The sequence below is a fragment of the Streptomyces scopuliridis RB72 genome, assembly GCF_000718095.1.
Classification (GTDB): domain Bacteria; phylum Actinomycetota; class Actinomycetes; order Streptomycetales; family Streptomycetaceae; genus Streptomyces; species Streptomyces scopuliridis.
Genome location: NZ_JOEI01000003.1, coordinates 58,533 through 81,547 on the forward strand (window position 1 = coordinate 58,533; position 23,015 = coordinate 81,547).

At 66.0% G+C, this 23,015-nt stretch carries 27 protein-coding genes, 1 tRNA gene and 3 pseudogenes; 19 read left to right on the forward strand and 12 right to left on the reverse strand.

What is annotated here, in order from left to right:
* Positions 1–99: 99 nt before the first annotated feature.
* The gene (locus IF11_RS0103490) at positions 100–843 is read right to left on the reverse strand and encodes a DUF4232 domain-containing protein (protein ID WP_030349904.1); all 744 of its coding nucleotides are present in this window, start codon (positions 841–843) and stop codon (positions 100–102) included.
* Positions 844–1,324: 481 nt separating this feature from the next.
* On the opposite strand from IF11_RS0103490, the gene IF11_RS0103495 reads away from it, so the two are divergent.
* Entirely contained in the window at positions 1,325–3,454 is a 2,130-nt protein-coding gene (locus IF11_RS0103495) for a WD40 repeat domain-containing serine/threonine protein kinase (RefSeq protein WP_030349905.1), read from the forward strand.
* A 507-nt stretch (positions 3,455–3,961) separates the two neighbouring features.
* Here IF11_RS0103495 and IF11_RS43395 read toward each other — a convergent pair.
* From IF11_RS43395 to IF11_RS0103505, 3 genes and pseudogenes are all read right to left on the reverse strand, one after another.
* Positions 3,962–4,302 (reverse strand): annotated as a pseudogene (locus IF11_RS43395) (IS3 family transposase); the annotation flags it as partial.
* Positions 4,303–4,349: 47 nt separating this feature from the next.
* A pseudogene (locus IF11_RS43105) lies at positions 4,350–4,604 on the reverse strand (DUF3987 domain-containing protein); the annotation flags it as partial.
* A gap of 228 nt (positions 4,605–4,832) precedes the next feature.
* Positions 4,833–5,294, reverse strand: a complete 462-nt coding sequence (locus IF11_RS0103505) for a hypothetical protein (protein WP_240627518.1) — start codon at positions 5,292–5,294, stop codon at positions 4,833–4,835.
* A gap of 228 nt (positions 5,295–5,522) precedes the next feature.
* On the opposite strand from IF11_RS0103505, the gene IF11_RS0103510 reads away from it, so the two are divergent.
* Positions 5,523–5,984 (forward strand): NUDIX hydrolase, encoded by a 462-nt coding sequence (locus IF11_RS0103510; protein ID WP_030349908.1) that lies wholly within the window; start codon positions 5,523–5,525, stop codon positions 5,982–5,984.
* A gap of 76 nt (positions 5,985–6,060) precedes the next feature.
* Here the strand turns inward: IF11_RS0103510 and IF11_RS36330 are convergent.
* Positions 6,061–6,349: pseudogene (locus IF11_RS36330) on the reverse strand (UTRA domain-containing protein); the annotation flags it as partial.
* A gap of 345 nt (positions 6,350–6,694) precedes the next feature.
* Positions 6,695–7,012, reverse strand: a complete 318-nt coding sequence (locus IF11_RS0103525; protein ID WP_133243178.1) for a hypothetical protein — start codon at positions 7,010–7,012, stop codon at positions 6,695–6,697.
* A 193-nt stretch (positions 7,013–7,205) separates the two neighbouring features.
* Between IF11_RS0103525 and IF11_RS0103530 the strand changes: the two genes are divergently transcribed.
* A tRNA-Ser gene (locus IF11_RS0103530) sits at positions 7,206–7,292 on the forward strand.
* A gap of 162 nt (positions 7,293–7,454) precedes the next feature.
* On the opposite strand, the gene IF11_RS0103535 is transcribed toward IF11_RS0103530, so the two are convergent.
* A complete protein-coding gene (locus IF11_RS0103535) occupies positions 7,455–8,210 on the reverse strand; it encodes a GntR family transcriptional regulator (RefSeq protein WP_030349910.1) in 756 nt (251 codons plus the stop codon).
* 78 nt (positions 8,211–8,288) lie between these two features.
* On the opposite strand from IF11_RS0103535, the gene IF11_RS41850 reads away from it, so the two are divergent.
* From IF11_RS41850 to IF11_RS0103555, 4 genes are all read left to right on the forward strand, one after another.
* Positions 8,289–8,567: a hypothetical protein gene (locus tag IF11_RS41850; RefSeq protein WP_030349911.1), complete on the forward strand. Its 279-nt coding sequence runs from the start codon at positions 8,289–8,291 to the stop codon at positions 8,565–8,567.
* Between the two features lie 526 nt (positions 8,568–9,093).
* Positions 9,094–9,318: a hypothetical protein gene (locus IF11_RS39900; protein WP_106979095.1), complete on the forward strand. Its 225-nt coding sequence runs from the start codon at positions 9,094–9,096 to the stop codon at positions 9,316–9,318.
* Entirely contained in the window at positions 9,315–10,058 is a 744-nt protein-coding gene (locus IF11_RS0103550) for a GntR family transcriptional regulator (protein ID WP_030349913.1), read from the forward strand. Before IF11_RS39900 ends, IF11_RS0103550 begins: the two co-directional genes overlap by 4 nt.
* Positions 10,055–10,363 (forward strand): hypothetical protein, encoded by a 309-nt coding sequence (locus IF11_RS0103555; protein WP_030349914.1) that lies wholly within the window; start codon positions 10,055–10,057, stop codon positions 10,361–10,363. The genes IF11_RS0103550 and IF11_RS0103555 overlap by 4 nt, the downstream gene beginning before the upstream one ends.
* 158 nt (positions 10,364–10,521) lie before the next feature.
* Here IF11_RS0103555 and IF11_RS38390 read toward each other — a convergent pair whose 3' ends face one another.
* The 4 genes from IF11_RS38390 to IF11_RS0103560 all read right to left on the reverse strand — a co-directional run bounded on the left by IF11_RS38390 (position 10,522) and on the right by IF11_RS0103560 (position 15,094).
* Positions 10,522–12,462 carry a DUF3732 domain-containing protein gene (locus IF11_RS38390; protein ID WP_078490403.1) on the reverse strand — a complete coding sequence of 647 codons (1,941 nt, stop codon included), beginning with the start codon at positions 12,460–12,462 and terminating at the stop codon, positions 10,522–10,524.
* Positions 12,459–12,965 carry a three component ABC system middle component gene (locus IF11_RS40665; protein WP_133243177.1) on the reverse strand — a complete coding sequence of 169 codons (507 nt, stop codon included), beginning with the start codon at positions 12,963–12,965 and terminating at the stop codon, positions 12,459–12,461. The genes IF11_RS38390 and IF11_RS40665 overlap by 4 nt, the downstream gene beginning before the upstream one ends.
* The gene (locus IF11_RS40670) at positions 12,962–14,146 is read right to left on the reverse strand and encodes an ABC-three component system protein (protein WP_133243176.1); all 1,185 of its coding nucleotides are present in this window, start codon (positions 14,144–14,146) and stop codon (positions 12,962–12,964) included. Before IF11_RS40670 ends, IF11_RS40665 begins: the two co-directional genes overlap by 4 nt.
* A gap of 483 nt (positions 14,147–14,629) precedes the next feature.
* On the reverse strand, positions 14,630–15,094 hold the full coding sequence (locus IF11_RS0103560) for an NUDIX hydrolase (protein WP_030349915.1): 465 nt from the start codon (positions 15,092–15,094) through the stop codon (positions 14,630–14,632).
* An 18-nt stretch (positions 15,095–15,112) separates the two neighbouring features.
* Between IF11_RS0103560 and IF11_RS0103565 the strand changes: the two genes are divergently transcribed.
* The 12 genes from IF11_RS0103565 (at position 15,113) to IF11_RS0103620 (ending at position 22,466) form a co-directional block, all read left to right on the forward strand.
* A complete protein-coding gene (locus tag IF11_RS0103565) occupies positions 15,113–15,892 on the forward strand; it encodes a GntR family transcriptional regulator (protein WP_030349916.1) in 780 nt (259 codons plus the stop codon).
* Between the two features lie 139 nt (positions 15,893–16,031).
* Positions 16,032–16,391, forward strand: a complete 360-nt coding sequence (locus IF11_RS0103570; protein WP_030349917.1) for an SCO3933 family regulatory protein — start codon at positions 16,032–16,034, stop codon at positions 16,389–16,391.
* Between the two features lie 2 nt (positions 16,392–16,393).
* On the forward strand, positions 16,394–17,746 hold the full coding sequence (locus tag IF11_RS0103575; protein WP_030349918.1) for an FtsK/SpoIIIE domain-containing protein: 1,353 nt from the start codon (positions 16,394–16,396) through the stop codon (positions 17,744–17,746).
* A gap of 80 nt (positions 17,747–17,826) precedes the next feature.
* Positions 17,827–18,012 (forward strand): hypothetical protein, encoded by a 186-nt coding sequence (locus tag IF11_RS0103580; RefSeq protein ID WP_030349919.1) that lies wholly within the window; start codon positions 17,827–17,829, stop codon positions 18,010–18,012.
* Entirely contained in the window at positions 18,012–18,677 is a 666-nt protein-coding gene (locus tag IF11_RS0103585; RefSeq protein ID WP_030349920.1) for a DUF2637 domain-containing protein, read from the forward strand. The genes IF11_RS0103580 and IF11_RS0103585 overlap by 1 nt, the downstream gene beginning before the upstream one ends.
* Positions 18,678–18,695: 18 nt before the next feature.
* Positions 18,696–18,881, forward strand: a complete 186-nt coding sequence (locus IF11_RS0103590; RefSeq protein WP_030349921.1) for a hypothetical protein — start codon at positions 18,696–18,698, stop codon at positions 18,879–18,881.
* Between the two features lie 5 nt (positions 18,882–18,886).
* Positions 18,887–19,078 carry a mobile element transfer protein gene (locus tag IF11_RS0103595; RefSeq protein ID WP_030349922.1) on the forward strand — a complete coding sequence of 64 codons (192 nt, stop codon included), beginning with the start codon at positions 18,887–18,889 and terminating at the stop codon, positions 19,076–19,078.
* A 12-nt stretch (positions 19,079–19,090) separates the two neighbouring features.
* Positions 19,091–19,246, forward strand: a complete 156-nt coding sequence (locus IF11_RS39905; protein ID WP_098894951.1) for a hypothetical protein — start codon at positions 19,091–19,093, stop codon at positions 19,244–19,246.
* Positions 19,247–19,273: 27 nt separating this feature from the next.
* Positions 19,274–19,588, forward strand: coding sequence for a hypothetical protein (locus tag IF11_RS0103605; protein ID WP_030349923.1), 315 nt, complete (start codon positions 19,274–19,276; stop codon positions 19,586–19,588).
* Between the two features lie 87 nt (positions 19,589–19,675).
* Positions 19,676–21,082, forward strand: coding sequence for a replication initiator protein RepSA (gene repSA, locus IF11_RS0103610; protein ID WP_030349924.1), 1,407 nt, complete (start codon positions 19,676–19,678; stop codon positions 21,080–21,082).
* 2 nt (positions 21,083–21,084) lie between these two features.
* Complete coding sequence (locus IF11_RS0103615; protein ID WP_030349925.1) at positions 21,085–21,306, forward strand: helix-turn-helix domain-containing protein; 222 nt, start codon at positions 21,085–21,087, stop codon at positions 21,304–21,306.
* Positions 21,306–22,466, forward strand: a complete 1,161-nt coding sequence (locus tag IF11_RS0103620) for a tyrosine-type recombinase/integrase (protein ID WP_030349926.1) — start codon at positions 21,306–21,308, stop codon at positions 22,464–22,466. Before IF11_RS0103615 ends, IF11_RS0103620 begins: the two co-directional genes overlap by 1 nt.
* 41 nt (positions 22,467–22,507) lie before the next feature.
* Here the strand turns inward: IF11_RS0103620 and IF11_RS0103625 are convergent, their stop codons facing one another.
* Complete coding sequence (locus IF11_RS0103625; RefSeq protein WP_240627665.1) at positions 22,508–22,729, reverse strand: hypothetical protein; 222 nt, start codon at positions 22,727–22,729, stop codon at positions 22,508–22,510.
* Positions 22,730–23,015 lie beyond the last annotated feature (286 nt).

Here is a 23,015-nt window from a genome sequence, read left to right on the forward strand (position 1 = left end):
CCGTCGGCAGTCGATGAGATCATGTTGCTCGGTGGCGGCGAGGTCGTTGAGGCGGCTCAGGAGGCGGCTCAGGCGTCCGTCCGTCAGTAACCGGTCCGTTCAGGAGCTGAAGGGAACGGCGTCCGCCGCGGAGGTGTGCCAGTTGGTGACGATCGGGTCTTCGACGGTGATCGTGCCGACCGGCAGGGAGACCGGGTTCGGGTCGTTGTCGCCGATGCCCACGATGATGCTGTCCAGTTCCTTGCCACCGTTCTGATTGGTGGTCTTCGGGTTCACTCCCGCGTAGGCGGTGGTTGACCCGCTCAGCGTGATCTGCTCGCCGACGGCCTGCTCAGCCGGTCCGGCCTGTGTGCCGTCGGATCCGAAGGCCACCGTCGGGAGTGCGGCGGGCAGAACACAGGTGATGCCGGGGTTGGCCTTCGCGATGACCAGGATGTAACCACCGGCCTGGGTCTCGGACTTGGTGCTCCAGGAAATGTCGTTGGCGCCACAGACCTGCCCGTAGCCGCTCTTGTCGCCGCTGCCGGACGAGCCGCCGCCGCTTTCCTTGCTGCCGCTGGTGCTGCCGCTGGTGCTGGTGCTGGTGCTTCCTGTGCTTGCGCTTCCGTTGTTCGTGCTTCCCTCGCTCGCCGTACCGGAGCCCTGGGAGGTGTCCGTGCTGGTGTTTTCCGCGGACGAGCCCGATGTGACGGTCGCGCCGGTGCCGGCGGAAGCCGAAGTGGAGGAGGACGCATTCTGCGCGGCACCCGCATTCGAGTCCTCGCCCTGGCATGCGGTCAGTGACAGGGCGGCGACGAGGACGGCGGCGGCCAGAGTGGTCGTGCGGATGCGGTGCTTACGCATGGTTCTTCTTCCCGTGTCGGTTGGATCGAGCCTTTTGCCCGCGCCGGACGGCGTACCGGCGGTGCGGTGGGGCTCGGGGGGAGACGGAAGCGTGGCGACGGTGAAGGACGCGTTCGCTGAGCGATGCGTGCTTCCCGGGCCGGTCCCGCTGTCTGGTCACAGCTTTCGGGGTGCACGGTCCAGGCCGCAACCACCCACCGCCGGAACGGGACGCTGGAATGATGAAACAGGCTCTGACCTGCGGAAAGCGCATGTCACTGGAACGGGGTACCGGGACATTCCGCGATGTGCAGGTCTGTTCGGGCGCGGCGGGTTCGTTTACGCTATCGCTCGCTCGGAGCGTCTCGGGCCTGGATGGGGTGGCCGGGTAGCCGGGTAGCCGGGTAGCCGGGTCATGGTGGGGAACCGCTGCGGTCCACCGCTGCGTGAAACGGTGGAGGACGCTACGTGCGTGGCAGACCAGCGAGGGGTGACAGCCGGCATGTCCCAACCGGGCTATGTTCCGCCCGCAGTTCCGCCCGTCAGAGGGGAGCGACCGGGGTGGCCGACAACCCCTCCGTCGCATCGCCCACTCGGGCCCGGTGATCCCGCCGAGGCCGGTCCGTATCGGCTGGAGGCGGTACTGGGCGCGGGCGGGATGGGCCGCGTCTACCTGGGGCGTACTCCGGCCGGCAGCGCGGTGGCGGTCAAGGTCGTCCACCGTGAATACGCGGGCGACAGGGCTTTCCGCACGCGCTTCGAGCACGAGGTGGCCGCGGCCCGGCGGGTCCAGGGCCTCTACACCGTGCCGGTGGTCGATGCGGACCTACGGGCTGACGAGCCCTGGCTGGCCACGGCCTACGTCCCCGGGCCGTCCTTGCAGGACGCGGTGGCCGAATACGGGCCGTTGCCGGTCGACGCGGCGGTGGGATTGATCGCCCGGGTGGCCGAAGCCTTGCAGTCCATCCACGCCGCTGACGTGATCCACCGTGACCTCAAACCCTCCAACATCCTCCTCACCGCCGAGGGACCCAAGGTCATCGACTTCGGCATCGCCCGGGCCGCAGACGTCACGTCGGTGACCGGCACCGGGATGCTCACAGGGACGCCCGCGTACATGGCGCCCGAATACATCAGGGGGCAGACCGTCACCGAAGCAGTCGATGTCTTCGCCCTCGGAGTCGTCGCCTGCTTCGCCGTCACCGGAAGGCCCGCCTTCGGCGTTGGCAGCCACCACGGCGTGACCTACCGCATCCTGGAACAGGCTCCCGACCTCGACGACTGCCCCGAACCCGTGCGGACCATCGCCGCCGGCTGCCTGGAGAAAGATCCGCGGCGGCGGCCCACCCCTGCCGAGGTCATCCAGCTCTGCCTGCCGAGGACCAGGACCGTCGTCAGCCCCGGGACCAGGACCGTCGTCAGCCCCGCACCGGGCCTTCACGACGCCGTCACCACACCGGCATCGCCTGCGACAAGGCAGGAACAAGGAGGGGGCGCCGCCCCCGGCGGTCCTGTGGCTCCGTCGGGCTCCGACACTCGGCCGTATCCCCCGAGCCCAGACCCCCACACCACACCCGCCCCGTCACTACCCGTACTGCTGGGCGGAGTCGGGATCCTCGTCCTCGTCGTCATGTTGGTTGCCGTCCTTCTTCCCGAGCACTCGGCCGACCGTGATACGCCGTCCTCGATCAAGCCCGTGGCCACCATCACCGAGGTTCTCCACCCGGGTAACGGCGTGGCGGTGGCGTTCAGCCCGGACGGCAAGACCATCGCCGCCGGCGGGGGCGGCAGGGTGGAGCTCCGGGATGTGGCCGACCGCAAGCTACGCGCCACCTTCACCCAGCGCGATAAATCCGGCAAAGCCGTGCTCGGGACCCCCTCTCTCGCTTTCAGCCCCAACGGCAAGCTGCTCGCCGTCGGCACGGGCAGCGGCGTGGTCGGACTGTGGGACGTGGCCAAGCGCCGGCAGGTCGGCCTGACCCACGGCGACCGCACCAAAACCATCGAGAGTGTGGCGTTCAGTCCGGACGGCAAGCTGCTCGCCACGGGAGGCGGCGACGGGGTACGGCTGTGGGATGCCGACAGCGGCAAAGAGCAGATCGGAGAAGTCGCCGTTCTGGACGACGAGGCGTCGATCGACCATGTGGCGTTCAGTCCGGACGGCCGGACGCTGGCCTCCGCGGGGTACAACTTCTTTCCCCCTGTCCCCAGCGAGGGTTACTCAGTGCGGTTGTGGGACGTGTCCGGCCGCAAAGCGCGCAAGACTCTCTACGACTCCAAGCAAATCTGGGGCGTGGCATTCAGCCCGGACGGCAAGACACTGGCCACCACTGACGAGGATTACACGGTGACGCTGTTGAACGTGGCCAGCGGCCGTCAGGAAGGCTCCCTCGTCGACGAGACCGACGCCCAGCTCCGTACCGTGGCGTTCAGCCCGGACGGCAAAACACTCGCTGTTGTCATGGGTGACGAGGTGTGGCTGTGGGACATGGCCGACCACAAACGACGCACCAGCCTGATCAGCGACCAAGAGAACGCAGATAACGTAAAAAGCGTTGTCTTCAGGCCGGACGGCCAGTTTTTGGCAACGATGACCTACGGCGGCACGGCACGGCTGTGGAAAATGCCGTGACCGCGGTGTCCGGCCGCGTCCGCGGTCGTTCAGGCGGTTTTCTCAGGTGAACGGCCCCGAACGACACACAGCGAGCCACCAACAGACTCGGAAAGACTGCGCCCGGCCACGGGGCCACCCACGCGCCGAGAGCTGAGTGGCGGGACCGGAACCGCGCTGCTTTCCGGGAGATCAACGAGTTCCATGAGGCCGCTCGGTCGGACCTCGGAGTGCAGGAGAAGGTCACCGGCGAGAACCATCCCGAGCGGGACCTCCTGCTTCCCTCCGCTCGCCGCGACGACGCTGCCTCTTCCTGATGCCAGTGCGGGGCGTACCTCGGCGGGTACGGCGGGTACGGCGGGTACGGCGGGTGCCCGTGGCACCCAGGTGGTGGTCCCATCAATGGCCCCGAGATCGACCTCGGCAAGGCCGTGCCAGGGCCGACGGGGTCTGACGGTGCCGATCGAGGCGTCGATGCCGGCCTTGAGGAGGTGTGCGGTGAACGCGAAAGAGGTGTACTGCCCCGCTGTCGCGGATCGTGGTGCGGATCTTCCTGCCGCGGCGGGCACCCTCCAGGCCCAGGTCGCGCATCAGCCGGGCGACCGTGCAGCGGGCTGCTTCGATGCCCTCACGGTGCGGCTGCCGCCAGACTTTGTGGACCCCGTAGAAACCATAGTTGTCCGCTTTGAACTCGTCGATGAATGCTACGAGCGCTTCGACGGCCGGTCGAGCTCCGCCGCTCCGATGCCCAGCTTCGCGGCGACCGCCTTCATCGCGGCCCACTCGGTCGGGTAGTTCGGGCGGATCTCCGCGACCATGCGCACCGCACGCTCACGAAGCTCGGGAGGGTAGGGGGACGGACGTGCCATGACTCGATCCGCTCAGGGAATCGACCCTCCATCAGACCCGGAGCGGTTCACCGTGACCCGTTCGGGGAGTGCGTAGAAGGTGTGCTGTGCAACAGGGTGGACAGGCGGGCGTGGTACCGCTGGGCGACGGTCTCGGGTACGGGGGTGGTGCGGGTCTTGCGGTAGCCGAGGTTCGAAGCGGGCAGCGCGTACAGGAAGCGGGCGAGCAGTCCTCGGTCACGGGCGCCGGGGGCGCCGGCCAGGTCTTGGAGGACGGCGGGCTGGGGCGTGATGCCGATGGTGAGCGCGGGCTTGTCGACGCTGGGCTGCTCGCGCGCTACGGGCCGCTAGAGGCCGCGACCACACAATTTTGTCGGTGGGCACCACGCCTCGGCCGGCACCGAACTGTATTGACCTGTCGGCCTGTTGAGATGGGAAGGGGACGGGTCCAATAGGAGCTGGTACTACAGGGGCACATCTGGTTGCGACCTGCGACCTGCGGCGATGCGGGTAAGCAGGCGCCGCATGCCTGACGTGTCCTCTAGTACTGACTAGCCGCGCATCGCGGTGCTGTAGACGTACAGGGCGATCACACCGGCGACGCAGGCGAGGATCACCCATGAACCGAAACTGGTGTGTTTCCCACTGCCTTTGGGCCGCGTTGCCTTCCCGGACCGCTTCGACCGCCCGGGCGCTGCACGTCCCGGCGCGACCGGCGCCACGTCGGCCGCTGCCTCGGCGAGCAGGCGGCGGCAGGTCGCGGCGAGCACGCCTGTACCGGCGGAGAGGGGCACCACGGCCTCCGAACGTGCCGGAGCGGTGGTGCCGCCGTCCAGGATGCGCCCCGCGCGTACGAGGACCTCGTCCCGGCCGCCCGTCGGGGCGAGGCTGATCCACCGCCGTACATGTTCGCCCCGGATGACCACACCGCCGGACCGCTCCCGGTACACGGTGTGTTCCCGCCACAACACCCCCGCCAACTCCCCGGCGACGTCTCTCAGTTGTACGCCCACGACCCCTCCCCCTCCGCCCTCCGGCGAATCGAACAAGCATCGCACTCTAGCGGTAGGCGCAGAGCGGGGGTCCAGCAGTCCCCCAGCAGCCGTGCCCGCCCAGGGGCACGGATCCAGCACTACAGGGCACATCAGGGAAGGGCCAGGCCGCAGAGGCGGCTACGCGGCCCCCCTCTAGCGATGTGCGGATCTTGGACGTTGGGATAGCGTCCGATGGGAGGTACGGGCATGAGTTTCCGGCTGGCGGCGTATGCCGTGTGCATCGAGGACGGGCGGGTGCTGCTCGCCCATCACGTCTCAAGCAGCTGGACTCTTCCGGGCGGCAGGGTCGAGCACGGGGAGGATCCGTTCGACGCGGTGACCCGGGAGGTTGCCGAGGAGACCGGCTGCGACGCGGTGGTGGAACGCCTGCTGGGCGTGGACTCAAGGGTGATCCCCGCCGCCGAACGCACCATCCCCGGCGGACCGGATCACCAGAATGTCGGCATCTTCTACCGGGTCCGCATCACCGGCGGCCAACTCCGGCCTGAGCCGAACGGAGATACCGCCGAGTCCGTCTGGACTCCGATCCCCGACGTCGCCGGCCTGCGCCGGTCATCGCTGGTCGACATCGGCCTCGCCCTGGTGCGGACCCTTCCGGCAACCGGCCACGTCGCTCCCGTCCCGGTCAGCGGTCTGATCCAGCACTGAGGCCACCAGCAACATCTCCCTGGCCCGCTTGACCCGTCATTAGGCTCACGTGATCGGCAGGACAGGCCCTAGTTGGTCAGTTCGAGACCGGCACCTCGTAGACGATTTCGCAGGTAGCGGCAGGGATGACGATGTCCGCGGTCTCCACCGGGCGGGAGTCGTCGCTGTAGTACGTCCGACGGATGCGTGTGACGAGTGCGCCGCGCTGTACGCCGAGGAGCGTCGCTTCGTCGGCGTTGGCCTGTCCGGGCTCCGGCTGTTCCACGACGTGGCTGACGGTGATGCCGATCTCCGCCATGCGGTCGACAACCCCCGCGCCGGCGTGCGGTCCGCCCTTGGGGCAGCACGATCAGCGTGCCGGATGTGATCGTGTCCTTACCCCAAGGACGGGCTGACCAGCTGGCCACGCGCCTCTCCGCTGCCGGGTTCAGCCCGCGTGTGACGGATCACGACGATCACACGCGCATCGAGATGGAGGTCGCGGACTCGGTCTCGGCCGGGTCCTGGCAGGAGCTCTTAGCGGTGCTGGAAGCAGCCGATCGGTTCGGGCTGGACGTCAGCAGCGCGGGCGGTCGCCTCGCATGGGCCGCCATCCGCAGAAATGCCCCCGTGACAGACGACGCCGTCCGGGGGCGCACTCATCAGCTATAGGGAGCTGATCAGCGTGTTCGACTGTATCCGCCGAGCTGCCGCATGGACCAGACGACAGCTCATTCCACCTTCATCGCGTCATCGCGGAGCTGTCGGAGGCCGAGCGGCAGCGGGGGCGGTCGTTCGAGCAGATCATGCTGCTCGGTGGTGACGAGGTCGTTGAGGCGGCTCACGGGCTGCACGCCGCGGTTCGCGCGATCGACTGGCAGGCGACCGGAAAGACCGCGGGCACCTTGGAGGAGTGGCGGGAGCGGGACCGTGTCGCCTTCCGGGCGATCAACGAGTTTCATGAGGCCGCTCGGTCGGACCTCGGAGTGCAGGAGAAGGTCACCGGCGAGAACCATCCCGAGCGGGACCTCCTGCTTGCCTCCGCTCACCGCGACGATGCTGCCCCCCTGACGCCAGTGCGCGGCGTTCCTCGGCGGGTGCGGCGGGTGCCCGTGGCAACCTGGTCTTGGTCCCGTGTGCGGCCCGTTTCCGGAGCCCACGGACCAGGGACGGACCAACGGCCCCCGCGACCGGCCGGGGCCGGTAGGCTGTAGCCGCTCCGTCGCTGGTGGGCGGGGCCGAGGTGGGTTGCCCGAGCGGCCTAAGGGAACGGTCTTGAAAACCGTCGTGGCAGCGATGTCACCGTGGGTTCAAATCCCACACCCACCGCAGGCGAGAGGCCCCCGACCAGTAAGTATGGTCGGGGGCCTCTGCCATACCTACTCCCTGCCGGGCACCGCTGTTCCCCCCGGTTTCCCGCTCTGTCGGGCACGGAAGGGGCACGCAGGGGGCACGGCTGGGCCACGGCTTTGGAGCTGCCTGGGCAGCTCGTCAGCGGTTGATCGGGATCTCGTAGACGATCTCGCAGTGCGCTGCGGGCACCACGATGTCCGCTGTCTCCACGGGTCGGCCGTCTTCGCTGTAGTACGACCGCCGGATGTGCGTCACGAGCGCGGCTTTCTGGATACCGAGTAGCGATGCTTCCTCGGCGGTCGCGTGCCTTGGTTCGGGCTGCTCCACTGCGTGGCTGATGGTGACTCCGATCTCGGCCATGCGGTTCACGACCCCGGCCCCCGCGTGGGGCCCTCCCTCGGGGAGAACGACGAGGGTTCCGCCAGTGACGGCGTACGGCTCCCAACTCGTCGACAACTGCACCGGCTTCCCGTCCGCAAGGAACTCGTACGTCGTACGTACGCACAGCTCGCCCTCGGCGATCCCGAGCCGCGTCGCGATCTCCGCCGGGGCCGGCACCTTCGCGTCGGTCCGGCTCTCCCAGTCGCCCTGTCGGCGAAGGGCCTTCATGTCCTGTCGGAACGGGGATCCACTGGGCTGCTCACGTGCCGACGACCGGACGACCCTCACGCGCTCCCGGGGCTCGGCGACGTAGGTCCCCGATCCGGCCCGGCCTTCCAGCACGCCTTGGGAGATCAGCAATTCCTGTGCCCTGCGCACCACGTTCTCGCCCACGCCGCACTCCTGGCCGATCTGGGCGCGGGATGGGAGACGGTCGCCCGGTTCCCAGACGTGCTCCGCGATGCGCTGCCGGAGTTCGTCGGCGATGCGGAGGTACGGCGGTTGCTCAGACATATGGAAAATCTAGTCCACTAGCTCTAATCTAGTTAACTAGCTTCACTGAAAGTGATCGCTGGCAACGGGGGGTGCGCTGTGTCCGCTTCGGGAGTGACCGCGGCGGCTATCGCCGCCCGCTTGTCTGCCGCTGGCCTCCGCCCGCGCGTGGAGGAGCACACCCGGTTCACGACGGTCGAGGCAGAAGTCCCGGACACGCTCTCCGCCGACTCATGGCGGGAGGTCCTGGACGCGGTGGCCGATGCCGATCGATTCGGGCTCGTGGCCACCAGCTTGAACGGCCGCACCTTATGGGCGGTCGTACGTAAATCGGTCCCCACGACAGGCGACGTCGGGGGACCGGGCTATCAGCGATAGGAGCTGAACAGCATGCTCAACCGTATCCGCCGAGTCATCTCGCGCACCAGAGCGCGGTGCTTCCCCAACGGTAGGCACCGCCGCCCCTTAACGCCCTCCCGGCCGCTGGCCCCCCTCACCTGCCCCGCGCTCACTGACGCTTCGACCGTTGCCCTGGGGCGGGCTCCGGTCGGCACGGTCCACCGTTACCCGCTGAGGGGAGAGGACGTCGCGCTTGTCCGTCCGTACCTGCTGGCGTGGGAAGAGCAGCGTGCACGGACGCGTACGGTACTCGTCGCCCCGCACCTGCTGGCCGATGCCTGGTCGGCCCTCGCGGGGGCCCACTGATGCCTCCCCGCCGACAACCGGACCCGACGGGTACGACTTCTGTCCCCTACCGCTCGATCGCCTGCTGGATCGGGACGCACCACTCCTGCATCGAGCCGTCTCCGCCTGCGACGACGGACGACGTGCCGGTGATCTACGAGGTGTGCATCTGCCCGTGCCATTCGACCCCGGACCCGTCCGTACCCGGGACGGTGATGGCATGAGGGTCCCAGCCCCCGGCGGTGCACTGGTCTCTTCCATCGAGGTCACTGCTGCCACCGTGCAGCGCGGCGACATCATCGAACTCGGCGGTCAGGCCTGCCGAGTGAGCGACCTCTTCCAGCTTCCCCAGGGGGCCAAGCAACTGGTCTTCGAGTCGGGCGAACTGCTGGCCATACACGCCCGTACCCGGCTCATCGCCCTGCGACTGCTGAGAAGGCGGTGACTGGATCCGTGCCCCGACGCCATCACGACATCGCCGACGACCTACGCCACCAGATCACGACGGGCAGCATCAAGCCAGGCGAACGCCTCCCGTCCGAAGCCGGCCTGGCCGCCCGCTACAGGGTCAGCACGGTGACCCTGCGACGCGCTCTCGCCGTGCTCCAGGCCGAAGGACTCGTCGAGAAGATCCACGGCAAGGGCAACTACGTCCGTCACCCCCGCCGCAAGATCATGTACGTCGGCGGCTGGGGCACGCTAGACCCCTGGACCGCCGCTGAGCCAACGTTGCGCATCACGGTTCGCAGCACCACGGTTCCGGCCTCCGTGCACCTGACGACGTTGCTGAAGGTGCCAATGGGCAGCCCTCTCACGGAGTACACCTGCCTCAGCCTTGAACAAGGGGCGCCGCACGGCCTGGCCCGCATCTACATCCCGCGCGACCTGGCCCCGGCCGGAGTCCTCAACGACGACTCCGCGTGCCGGGAAGGGGTCACCAGATTCGCCGTCCTGGGCCCGTCGCCGGCCACCATCCGAGAGACGGTCTCCGCCCGCTCTCCCACCCCAGACGAAGCGTCGGCCCTCCGGATCGGGAACAGCATGGCCGTTCTCGCGATCACGCGCATCGCCACCGACACCAACGGCCGCGTCGTAGAAGCCGCGCTCCTGGCCTTTCCGGGAGGCCGAGTTGACGCCGTCTTCACCGCCCACCACGTGCTCAACGAGAGGCCAACCCAAGGATGACGACCCCGAACGAACTTCGGCTCCTCCCATGGTCGGGCCCGGGGGACAAGCCCTGCTACCTGAGCACTGACGACCCGGACGGCTACATGTCCCGCCTCGCGGACAGCATCGAAGCGTCGCAACTCGGCACGGCAAGCGAACTGTTGGAAGAAGTCTCAGAGGCTCTCGACGACAAGGACACGTCCCTTGACGAGATGCGGTGCCTGGTCAACGAGTTGACCGGGGCTCTGCGGGACGTCTTCCGCATCGCAACGAGCCGCGGTCACCTCCGGGCAACGAGCGATCCGCGTGAGTCCGCCTATTGATCTACGGCCCCGCAGGCCCATGGCTCTGACTAGATCAGGTGCCATGGGCCTCTGGCTTTGCCGGCTGACTTCCGTCAACCTTGGACGGCATGAGGACTGCTTCGTCCCGGAGAAACTGGGCACTTAGCTCTGCCATGGGCTGGTGCGCCTAGAACTCATCACCAATCTTGAGGAATTAGCGCAATGCCATTTCTCCATTTTTCTCGAACGCAGTCTTGAAACCATTGCTCGTCGAAGTCGGCATGTTCGGCGATGATGATTTGGTAGGGTTTTTCAGCTCGACCTGCAGCGTCAATAATAAAGCGGAATGTATCGGCGATCGTATGTCTATCGCCTGATATTGCATCATTGTCTCTGTACTCAGAATCTGCTGGGAATCCGACCTGTGAAGGCTGGTCAAAAAACACAAATCCAGGAACTGGCCTGCTGTGTTTAGCGAACCATTCATGGAGCGCCATGTGTACCAGTAAGTGATAGGCGACCCAGCTTTGCCCACTGCCAATTTGAGGCATTGCTAGCGGCCCAGTCGGAGTATCCAGCACGATCTGCAGCTTCTTAATGTCGAGCCTCATGGGATCTGTCGAATGCTCGATTGGGAGTCGGCTGGACCAATTGGTCATCCGCTGGTTCAGTCGCGAAACGATTGAGTGCGTTCTATCGCGGATGACGTCAGAGTCGACTTCACTCTCAGCCGCTTCAAGCTGAATCTTCAGAGACTCAAGTTCTTGCCTGAGTAGTCGAAGACGCTCGTCTCCTCCAACACCCTCAAGGTAGAAGTCGATGCGACCAATTACGGTGGCCTGGACACTTTCCTGCAGGGCGAGATTTCGTTCGCGTTCGCTCGTCCGCTCTATTGATTCGAGTTGCGCGGAGTTGTTTCTGATTGCCTGCTGGCACTCATCGATCTCTCGCTTGAGGGTCTCCGCAAGGTCCTTAAGCCTAGGCGATTCAGACGAAACAGACCGAGGCATGTTATTCAGTGAGATAAAATGCTCACGAAGCCCCGCGACCTCCTCCCGGTGCCCCTCTACTTGGGATCCGCATAGTGGGCACCCGTCATTATCAGTGTCGGGGATTAGCTGTACAAAGGAAACCCTAGCCCGTTGCTCGCTAGCCTCCCTCTCGAAGTTTCTTCTATCACTTAGCACTGTAGCGATTGACTCAAGGGAGCTCTGAGCTCGTTTCGACCTGCTGCGGATTCGGTCGCGTTCCTCAAGTAGAGCTTGACGTGCCCTGTTGGAATTGCCGAGTTGCGCACCGTCAAGATCTCCGGATCTGGCGCTTGTGCTTTGCCGGAGGGCCAGAATGGTTCGCAATTCAGCCAGCGCATCGACGGTCAAAGAACCGTCATCCGAAGAGATTAGTGTGGTCAAACCTGCGTTTGCCGCCTCGGCCAGAAGCTGCTGGGCTCGCATGCCGCCGCGGTCAGCCGCTGCCTCAAGGTCAGCTACTTCCTTAGAAGTTTCCCTCACACGCTTCTTTAGTCGACTGATTCGACGCGCAACCCGCACGTCCTCCGCAGTAATGGCGCCTAGAAAGAACGGGAGCGTCTCGCGTATGGAGTTTGAGACGAAGGATTCGCCTTGGCGGTGGAAAAGTCGCTGCCGGCTGATGATTTCGTCCTGCTGCTGATAAAGGAAGAATGCCGCGTGACGCAAGGTTACAGCGTAGTTGGGGATTCCTTGCAGCTCGGAGTTTCCGGTATCCGGGAATTCAAGCAGTCGCGACAGAAGGCTAATGAGGCCGTCGACATTTGTGGTTTGCCCAAGGTCCGCATAGCTGGGGATGCTTACTGTCGATCCTTGCTTAATGAAAACTCGCTGTGATGATTGCGCCTTCTCTTCGGGCGCCTGCCTTGCTACAAAAACTTCGGAGTCATTCACTTGAAGATGGAGCGCGTACCATGACACGGTCTCAGTGATTTTTCCCCGAGGGACCTCGCAAGTTCCGCTACCGAGGCAGTAGTCAATGATGTCCGTAAGGGCAGTTTTTCCGGTCGCGGAATCTCCGGTGATGATGTTGACAGAATTTAGCTTTAGGGGAAGGCGTCGTTGTTTCCCGGTCCAGGAATAGAGCACAATTTCACGGATCTGCATCATCCTGCGCTGACTCCCCAGGTCGAAAAGATAGAAGCTACGTCACCGGATCTGGCGAAGCTTTTCCCTAGACGCTCGGCTACTTTGAGGATGTGTTTCACCTCAGCGGAGCCTTGTGACAGTGATACCAAATTTTTGATACTTCGCGCCGACGTCGCGGTAATTTTTGCGTCTCGCAATGTGAATAGATTAGCCTGCGCGCCCAGGATCAGCCCCTTTCTCACAGCCGGCGCCAGAGCAGGGGTGTTCGTTTGCAAGATCAAACGCTCTCTTTCGTGGGCTTCAACCCAGACTACAAGCGATGTTGCTTTGGTGAGGGGGAACGTGTCGCGAATCTGTTTACTCATAGCTGCGGGAACTACCAAAAATGCCAAAGAAATTGGCATTGGCTCATTTGCCTCGGTTTGGTAATATTCAGCAGACTTGCGGATGACAGCGGCAAGGAAGGCAGGATTGAAAAGAGCTGATTCTTCCTGGCTGGTGAACTGCTGAAGCCACTGGGTCATGCAGACTCACTCTCAAGTAAGGTTGCCAACCTCACTTCGAAGTCCGGATGCCATCCGACCTCTCGGTGGTCGGCGAGGCCATGATAGGTGCCCTGCATCACAAATGCCTCGCGGCACATATCGCGGATTCTGATGTCAGCTTCTTGTTCAACCCACTTATATAGCACCCGTGCGACTTTGATCTTTTCTGCTTCGGCGGCGGATTCTCCAATTTCCTCTCGCGATTCCCAGAATCGCACTCGCCAAGCCTCCTTCAGCCGGTCCTCGTAGCGAGAGAGTTCCCCCGGCGTCAGTAGGTCATCTCGGACCCATTCTGATCGCTGCGCAAAAGCTCGAATGTAGCAGGAAACAGCTCCGGCTAGCCGTGGTCCGGTGACATTAATTAGGTTGAGCTGGCGAACGAAATCGCTTTCCGCACCCTCTTCCTCGACGATATCAAAAATCTCCGGATTGATGGGAAGATTGTCGCGCCTAAACTCTTCCCTTATTAGTTCAAGCTCTTCCTGGATTTCGGCGACCGTAATCGGCGGGGCGGTTTTATCCTTAAGATGTTGAACGCATCGTTGGAACCACCAGCCTTCTAGTCGACGAAGAAAAGCTGGTCGCTTGTCCTCGGAGGCTGCGAAGTACAGCTTCTGTTGTAGTTCAGCTTCCAGGTCCTCCAGCAGAGGTTCGTTATCAACCACAATAAATGTTGAAACCAAGGCGGTTCTCTCCTCCGGTTTCAACTTGAGGAACATGCTGTAAACGTCTTGCTGCTTGTCGTTCTGGGAAGTCTCTGCAGTATTTGTTAGTATCTTTGTTGCCTCATTCAGATCTCGGCCACGGTCACGCAAAAAGTGCGCGGCTGATCCTTTTGCGGCCCTTCCCGTTGTGATCAGATAGCGAGACACGGGATTTTCATGCGAGAAGGAATGCCCGGGTGCTTGGTCTAGCCAAACCCTGAGAGTTTTCCAGATGTCAGCCGAGGCGTTAGGGATCGTGGTGGTCGGATCCGTGTGGTATTTCAGTTGCAGCAGTTCCGTCGGAGTCCCGGGAGTGTCGAAGCTGACATCGTCCAATTGTTCAATTCGAACATTTGCGCTTGATCCAGACTGGATTCGACTCAGGGCGGCGTGCAGTGCATATCTCGCCTGATATAGGTAGCCGAGCATGGATTCATTGGCAGAATAGTCGGCCATGCGGGCCCCCGGGTGAGTGCGAACAACAACATAAAGGGTTGCCAAGCTTAGCCTCGAAGATTACCCGTTGTGAAGCCGCTTGTACGGATTGATACGAGACAACCCGTGCTTTGGTGCGCTCATGTGCTCGACACGCTTGCAGAGAAGGTTGGTGGAGCGGGTTTGGCCGGTGTCCTGCCCGGTTTGGGGTCGAGCAGGATCAGGGGGCCGTACGCTGGCCGGCAACTCGGGCAGGCTGTGATCCTGCCCGGAATTTGAACGAGTGGCCCCCTGGTCCTGCTCGACGCGGGACCCGAACCGGGGAGGTGGCTAAAGCCGTGGAGCCAACCGCCCCAGCCACAGAGGGTGTCTCCCACTTCATGCCCGCAGCCGCCGAGCGCGCCGCCGGGCGCGGCCAGCCGGGGCGAAGACAGGAGGCAGGCCGCGCCGCTGAGGCGGCGCGCGCCCGCGCCGTGCGCGGGCCTTGATGAAGTAGAGAAAGTCTTATCCCGTTGGGATGAGCTGCTTGCCGTCGTGGCTCCGCACGTGAGGGCCGTTGTCGTCCAGGGCGTCCAGGAGGCGAACAGCGTAGACCTCGGCCATGCGCTCGCTGACCTCGTCGGGTGTGAGCCAGGAGACGGCGGTCGACTCGCTTGATGTGCGCTCCGTGCCGCCGGAGGGCTTGCAGCGGAAGACCAGAGCGACGATGCCTCGGGTCGTGTTCTTGTAGACGCCGGTGAGCTGGTCCACCTCGACGTGGATGCCTGTCTCTTCCCAGACCTCGCGGGCAACGCCGGCCTCGGGTGTCTCGTTGAGTTCGAGGATGCCGCCGGGGAGCTCCCAGGTGCCGTTGTCGGCTCGGCGGATCGCCAGGAGGCGGCCGTCCTCGCGCACCACTACTCCGGCGACGGACACGGAGTGCAGGGGAGTGGGTGCCGCTTCCTGTGGTTGACTCATGTAGAGGAGCATAGGAGGCAGGGAAGGACTATGGGAACTGCGGCGGGAGGGGCCGGTTCCGGTCCTCGGTATGTGCAGATCGCTGATGACCTCGTGCAGCAGATCCGGGCGGGGGTTCTCAAGGCCGGCGACATGGTGCCGAGCGAATCCGAGCTGGTGGACCGCTACGGCGTCTCCGGCGGGACGATCCGTAAGGCCATGGTCGAGGTACGAGCGAGTGGGCTCGTCGAGACCAGGCATGGCAAGGGCTCGATCGTGAAGAACCGGCCCCCCGTACGGCACCGCTCCTCCGATCGCTTCCGGCGCTCGCTCCGGCAAGGTGGCCAGGCGGCCTACCTCGCGGAGTCCGCACAGTCCGGCGCCACCGCGAAAGTCAGCGTCCTCTACATCGGCCCCATGGACGCGCCCGAGGATGCCGCCGAGCGTCTGGGGGTTCCCACCGGTACACAGGTATTGGCCCGCCGGCGCCTCTACTTCCGTAACGGCACGCCGGTGGAAACCGCCTCGTCGTACCTGCCCTGGGACGTGGTGAAGGAGATCCCCGAGCTGTTCGCCGAGAACCCCGGGGGCGGTGGCATCTATGCCCGACTCGAAGACCACGGGCATGAGTTCGCGGAGTTCGTCGAGACGCTGCAAGCGCGCCCGGCCTCGAAGTCGGAGGCGTCGGAACTGGCACTCAGCCCTGGCGCGCCCGTGGTTCACCTGATCCGGGAGGCCCGCACGACCGCGGGTCGGGTGGTCGAGGTGTGCGACACGCTCATGGCCGCTGACCAGTTCGTTTTCGAGTATCGGATCCCTGCCGACGACTGACGTCCGCTCAACTTCCCGCAACCCGTCGCGAGTTCTTCTTCGCGGCGGGTTGACTCATGTACAGGAGTCGGGCACTCTTCTTCATGTCACTCATATACATGAGTGACGGAGTTCAGCATCTATAGAGGAGTGATCCGCTGTGCGTCAGATTCCCGTCGACACCTCCAGCGCTGTCGTGATGGTCGCCAAGACTCCGCAGGTCAAGGTCCGTGACCGCCGCACCGGTGAGATCGCCACCGACATGGAGACCGGTGCTCAGCTCATGACCGTGGACGTGATGTTCGCGGCGAACGAGGAGGTGGAGATCCTGTCCGTCACCGTTCCGGAGCCTGGGATCACCGGTGAGCTGTCCATGGGTACGCCGGTCGCGCTCACCGGCCTGATCGCACGCCCGTGGGAGAACGACTTCAACGGTCAGCGGCGGCACGGCATCGCGTTCCGCGCGGTCGCGGTCACCTCGCTCGCCGACGTCGCCGCCGCAGGGTCGAAGGCGGCCTGATCATGACCGCCTTCACGGTCGCTCTGGTGCTGGTCGTCGCCGCTGCGGGTCTCCTGCGGTGGCGGCGGCCCGCCTGGTACTGGCTGGCCTTCGGGGTCACTCTGGCCGCGCTGCGGGTCTTGGTCCGGTACCGCTCGGTCATGGACGCGTGCGGGTTGACCGTTCCGCCGGCGCGGTGGCGGTTATCTCTGGCTCGGGCCACCAACCGGCCGATACCTGAGCCCCGCCCACCGCGTATCCGGCGGCTGCGGCCGACTCGCACCGGCCTGGTCCTCCGACTCAAGCTCCGTCCCGGGCAGGACGTCTTCGACATCGCCGCGGCCTCGGATCGGCTTCGGCACTCGTTCTCGATGTTCGGCGTGACCTCGCGTGAGGTGCGGTCCGGTGTCGTCGAGGTGCGGATGACCGGATACGACGTGCTCAAGCGGGTGCAGATGCCCGCTGAGACGGAGACCCGGGCGATGCGAGTACCGGTCGCCCTTCGGGAGGACGGGTCGGTGCACTACCGCGACTACCGCGCGATACCTCACGCCCTCACCCTCGGCGCCACGGAGTCCGGCAAGTCGGTCTACCAACGCAACCTGGTCGCCGGCCTTGCTCCTCTGGACGTTGCCCTCGTCGGCATCGACTGCAAGCAAGGGGTCGAACTCTTCCCGCTGGCGCGCCGGTTCTCAGCGCTGGCCGACAGCCCGGACACCGCTGCTGAACTCCTCGATGCACTCGTGGTGCGGATGGCTGACGTCTACCGCCTCATCCGTACCCAGCAGCGCATCACCGTCGATGTGCCGGACGCGGAGATCGCCGCCGACATCTGGGACCTGCCTGATGAGCTCCGCCCGACCCCGGTCGTCGTTTTGGTCGACGAGGTGGCCGAACTCGCTCTATACGCAACGAAGGAGGAGGAAAGGCGGCGGGACCGCATCATCACCGCCCTGGTCCGCCTCGCACAGCTCGGCCGCGCCGCCGGTATCTACCTCGAAATCTGCGGACAGCGCTTCGGCTCCGAACTCGGCAAGGGCATCACCATGCTCCGCGCCCAACTCACCGGCCGCACCGCCCACCGTCTCAACGACGAGACGTCCGCCAACATGGCCTTCGGCGACATCGCCCCGGACGCGGTCCTCGCCGCCATCCAGATTCCCGCCGAACTGCGAGGCCTCGCCATCGCGGGAGACGCGTCCGGCGGCTGGCACCGCATCCGCGCTCCGCACACCTCGCTCCGCCAGGCCGTGAACCTCTGCAACCGGTACGCCGACAGGACCCCGGACCTTTTAGAGCTGGCCTCTTTCCGGCCCACCACCGGCACCGCCACCGAGCTTGTGCCATCGGCGAAGGCCTCTCCGGCCACCGCCTGATCTCTCCCCCCACCCGGTAGGCGTGACCGTCTTCGCGCCGAGTCCCTACCACTGCCATGCCAAGAGAAGGGAGAACCGCCATGTGCCCCGACTGCGAGGACTTCGCCCGGACCGTGCTTCTGCTCGGTCAACTCGCTCTGTACGCCGACATGGCCGGCGCCGACCTCGACTTCGTGGACGTCGTCAGCCCGTCCCTCGCCGTGTCGCTGCCCGAGCCGCCGCCGGGCACGTTCCCGGAAGACTCCGACCCCGCTGAGGACTCCTGATGGGCGCCCGGCACGGTCTCCGGATCGACGCGGTGTTGATCCAGGCGGTCATCGCCGGAGCTCTGTCCTTCGCCCACCTGCACGACCTCGCCGCCGCGGCCGGACAGGACGGCTGGAAGGCATGGGCCTACCCGGTCAGCGTCGACCTGCTCCTCGTCGCCGCCTGGCGTCGGCTGCGCAGCGAGGGTCCGTCTCGGTTGGCCTGGTGCTGGTTCCTGATCGCCCTGTTCGCGTCGCTCGGTGCCAACGTCGCCACCGCCGGGTTCCTCGACCTGGCCGACCCGCCGGCCCCGCTCCGACTCGGCATCGCCGGATGGCCCGCACTCGCCTTCCTCGGTGGCACTCTCCTCGCCCACTCGTCGGGGAAGCCAGAGCCAGCTCCGCCAGCCGCCGTCACGGAGACGAAGGACGCCGGGCCGACGCGTGTGCCTGACGCCGCCCCGATCCCATCCCAGGCCGATGAGCCCCCTGCGACAAAGGCCCTGTCCTCGCCCCCGGCCCCGTCCCCGGATCCGCCCGTTCCCGCCGTGCTGATCGACCACGCCCGCAAGGTCGCCGACGAGTACCGCACCCGCACCGGATCACCGATCGACACCGACACCCTCCGCTCCCGCCTCGGCGTTCCGCCCCACCTCGCCGACGCCATCGCCGCCCGCCTCAGCTGACCGCAAAGGAGAACTGAGATGACCCACGATCCCGCCGACCTGACCCTGGCCGACTACCTCGATGGAGCGCGTGAGATGGCCGCAGCCGGAAGCCCCTTCCTCGCCCACCTGCTCGCCGAGGAAGCCGCACGACGGGTCGACGACCCGGCCACCGCCCGCAGCATCCGCGCCCAGTACACCGACCCGACGACCGACAGGGGCTGACCGGCATGCCCGCCCGCGACACCTTCCACTCCGTGATGCGTATCGGCCCCGTGCAGATCGGCACTCACCGCGACCGCACCGGCCGCACCGTCCACGCCGCCGTCTGCACTGCCGACCGCTGCGGCTGGTCCGCCGACTACTCCAGCCGGACCGCCGCCCAACTCGCCGCCCGTACCCACCGCTGCACCGTCCGTTAGGAGACAGCGTCCATGGACGTCCCCCTCTGGATCGCCCTGCTGGTCGTCGGCTACCTCGGCATCAAGCTCTTCCGCCCGCCGGCGTGGCTGATCTGCGTGCTCCTCCTCGGCGGCTACCTCCTCGCCGACAGCCTCTTCGCCTCCGTCATCGACACCGCCGTCAAGTAGCCCGCGCCCGGGAGAGGAGAACCACCCATGTTCCAGCCCAAGATCCCGACCATGCCGCAGCCCTCGGGCCTGGTCACCCCGCCCGCCGTCGTCCAGCCGACCACCATCACGCCGGGCACGCCTGCCCCGGCAACCGCCGCCGCCCCTGAGCCGTCCCGTCCGGTCGTACAGCTCACCCCCGGCACCGCGGTCGCGCTCGTCGGTGCCGGGACTGCCGTCGTCCTGGTCGTCGGCACCGTCCTGGTCTCGCTGCTCCTGGCGGTCGCCGTCACCAGCGCATCGGTCGCCGTCTGCGCGGTCGTCCTGCGCTCCCTGATCGCGTCCGACGCCAAACGCCGCTGACCGGCCCCCGGGCGGCCTCGATACCGCCAAGCATCCGCCGCCCGGGAGCCGTGCCCACCGATCGATCAACCGGAAGGAACCCCCAGCATGGCCCACCGGCCCTCACCCTCGAAACAGAAGCGGCCCATGCCCGCCCCACAGCTCGACCCGACCGTCCTCGGGGACGTCCTCCGGGTGGCCTCGGCCTCCGACTACACCCGCTGGGAGGACCAGATCCGCCGCACCGGCGGCTGTGCCGACCCCGTCCATCTGAGCGGCTGGGTAACCCACAAGGACAAGACCACCGGCGAGACCCTGCACCGCTACTCGACCGCGTACGAGCCGGGCGGGCGCCTCCGCATCGCCTGCGGCAACCGCCGTGCCTCCCGCTGCCCCTCCTGCGCCTGGACCTACGCGGGCGACACCTACCACCTGATCCGTGCCGGCCTCGCCGGAGACGACCGCCGCGACATCACCGCCGCCGTCCGCGACCACCCGCGCGTCTTCGCCACCCTCACCGCACCCTCGTTCGGCCCTGTCCACAACCGCCCCGACCGGGGCAACTGCCGGTGCGGTACGGCGCACGCCTCGGACTCCGGAGACCTGGGCTCCGCCCTTGATCCGGAGACCTACGACTACGCGGGCGCCGTGCTCTTCAACAACCATGCCGGGGAGCTCTGGCAGCGTTTCACCACCCGACTCCGCCGCGAACTCGCCATCCACGCAGGAATCCCACGCCGTGAGCTGGGCGACCATCTCCGCGTCTCCTTCGGCAAGGTCGCCGAATTCCAGAAGCGTGGAGCCCTCCACTTCCACGCCGTCGTACGTCTCGACGGCCCCGAGGGACCTCGTACGCCGCCGCCCGCGTGGGCCACGGTTGATCTCCTCACCGACGCTATACGCGCCGCAGCCGCGCACTCGTACACGTCGGTCTCTGTCCCGGCTGCCGGTGAACAGTCGGCCCGGACCTTCCGGTGGGGCCGACAGCTCGACGTCCGCCCGGTCAAGGCCTTCGGCGACGGTTCAGATGTCACCGAACAGGCTGTTGCCTCGTACGTGGCCAAGTACGCCACCAAAGCCGCCGAGAACACCGGCACCCTGGACTGCCGCATCGGCGAGCTCGCCGAACTCGACCGCCACCGCGTTCCCGATCACACCCGTCGGCTCATCACCGCATGCCGTGAGCTCGACAGCCTCTATCCGGATCGGCGCCTCTGGGCCTGGGCGCACATGCTCGGCTTTCGCGGCCACTTCTCGTCCAAGTCCCGCACCTACTCGACCACCCTCGGCGCCCTCCGCCAGGAACGCGCCAACTACCGCGCTTCACAGGAAGCGACCGTCCTCGGCCTGGCCGACCGTGAACCGGACACCCTGACGGACTGGCAGTACGTCGGCCACGGGCACACCCCCGGCGAAGGAGCTCTGGCCGCCACCATCGCCCGTGACCTCCAGACCAACCGCGAGACCGCCCGCGACGTACTGAAGGAGCGCACTGCCAACGAGGGGGAGTGGTGACCGTGGCGGACCGACTGCTCACCGTGAATCAGGTCGCCGAACGCCTCGGCACCGGTCTCCGCTTCCCTCGCCGGCTCATCGAGGAACGCCGCATCACGTTCGTCAAGGTCGGCCGACACGTCCGCATCCCCGAGAGTGCCGTGGAGGAGTACGTCAGTGCCCACACGGTGGCGCCGATCGTCCTGCGGCCCGCCTCGGCGTACCTGTACCGGAGGGCTGCCTGATGGCCGCGAAGCGTAAGTCCCGACGCGCCTTCGGTCGGATCCGGAAGCTGCCGTCCGGCCGGTTCCAGGCTCGGTATCCGGGGCCTGACGGCGTGCTGCGTGCCGCTGATCAGACGTTCGCGACAACGACGGACGCCGATCGCTGGCTGGCACGGAAGCGTATCGAGATGGAGGAGGGACGCTGGCTCGACCCCGCCGAGGGACGGACCACCGTCCGCGATTGGTCGGCACGATGGCTCACCGCGGTCTCCCCGCAGCTCAAGCACAAGACACAGGCGTCGTACCGATCCCTGATCAACTCGCTGATCGTTCCGGCGCTCGGTGACCGTGAGCTTTCCAGCCTCCGGCCGATCACCATCGTCGAATGGGTCGGTGCGATGAAGACCCGTGGTCTCAGCGCATCGCGGATCAGGCAGGCCTACCGGGTGCTCTCGCAGATCATGCGGGCGGCCGTCGACAACGAGATGATCGGGCAGACCCCGTGCAGGGGCGTGAAGCTGCCGCGCATGCCGCAGACCGAGCCGCATATCCTCACCCCGATGGAAGCCTCACGGATCGTGCGGAGCGCGACGAAACCGCATGACCTGCTGATCTCCTTGCTCGCCTACGCGGGTCTGCGGGTCGGGGAGGCGTTCGCGTTGCGGCGAGCGGACATCGACGTGTCCGGCGGCCTGGTCCTCGTCGACGAGAACCTGGCCGAAGCGAACGGCACCCTCGTCTTCGACACTCCCAAGTCCCATCAGAAGCGGGTTCTGCGGATCGGGCCGTCACTCGCGGCGCGGATCGGCCGGCACCTGGAGACGCTGTCGGGTGGGGAGGACGCCCTCCTCTTCGTCACGCCTGGCGGCAAGCCTCTGCGCTACAACCAGTGGCGCAAGGCGTACTTCGATCCCGCCGTGGCGACTGCCGGGCTCACTGACGTCACGCCGCACGACCTCCGGGCCTCGCATGGGACGTGGGTCGCCGACCGGTACGGCGTGATGACCGCCGCGCACCGGCTCGGGCACTCGAACGCGAGCGTTACCACTCGGCACTACGCCCGGCCGGTCGCCGGTCGGGATGAGCAAGTAGCGGAAGCGTCGGACTTCTGGCTCAACGGGCACGATCACAAGCGGACAGACAGAGGGCCCGAGGACGATGACGGATCCACTTCTGTCTGAACGTCGACGGGTTTGTAGGGGTGTCTCGTGAAGAGGCGCCCCTACTTCTCTTTGGTCTCCAGCTCTGTCGTGCGGCCCTTTTCCCAAGCCGTGAGCCAGCGCGAGTCCGCGTCGAAACCGTCGGGACGCTGGTGACCACAGGCCGCCGTGCGCCCTTCCTGGTCGATGACCTCGGCGCTGAAGCCGGCATTCACCCACACGCTGATGCCTTGGTCATGAACCACGACGTTGAACGGCGCTTCCTCAGCCTCCGCCTCGGTCACAACGGTGAACACCTCGCCAGGGCGCATCCAATGATCCGTTCCCCACGGCTCAACCCATACGCACAATAGGCTGTCCGTCTCGTTACCCACGCTCGTTCTTGGCACATCAGGAAGCTACCGACCGCATCATCGGTTGGACAGAGCCGATCAGCTGGACGGTTTCGGTTGGGGCGCGGAGAACCTGCTGGACCTGCTTGTCATGCGTAGGGGGCACGCAGGGGGCACGGTGAAAATGACGATGGCTCCGGCGCTGCGCTATCGCCCCTCTGAGCTGCGGCGGAAGCCG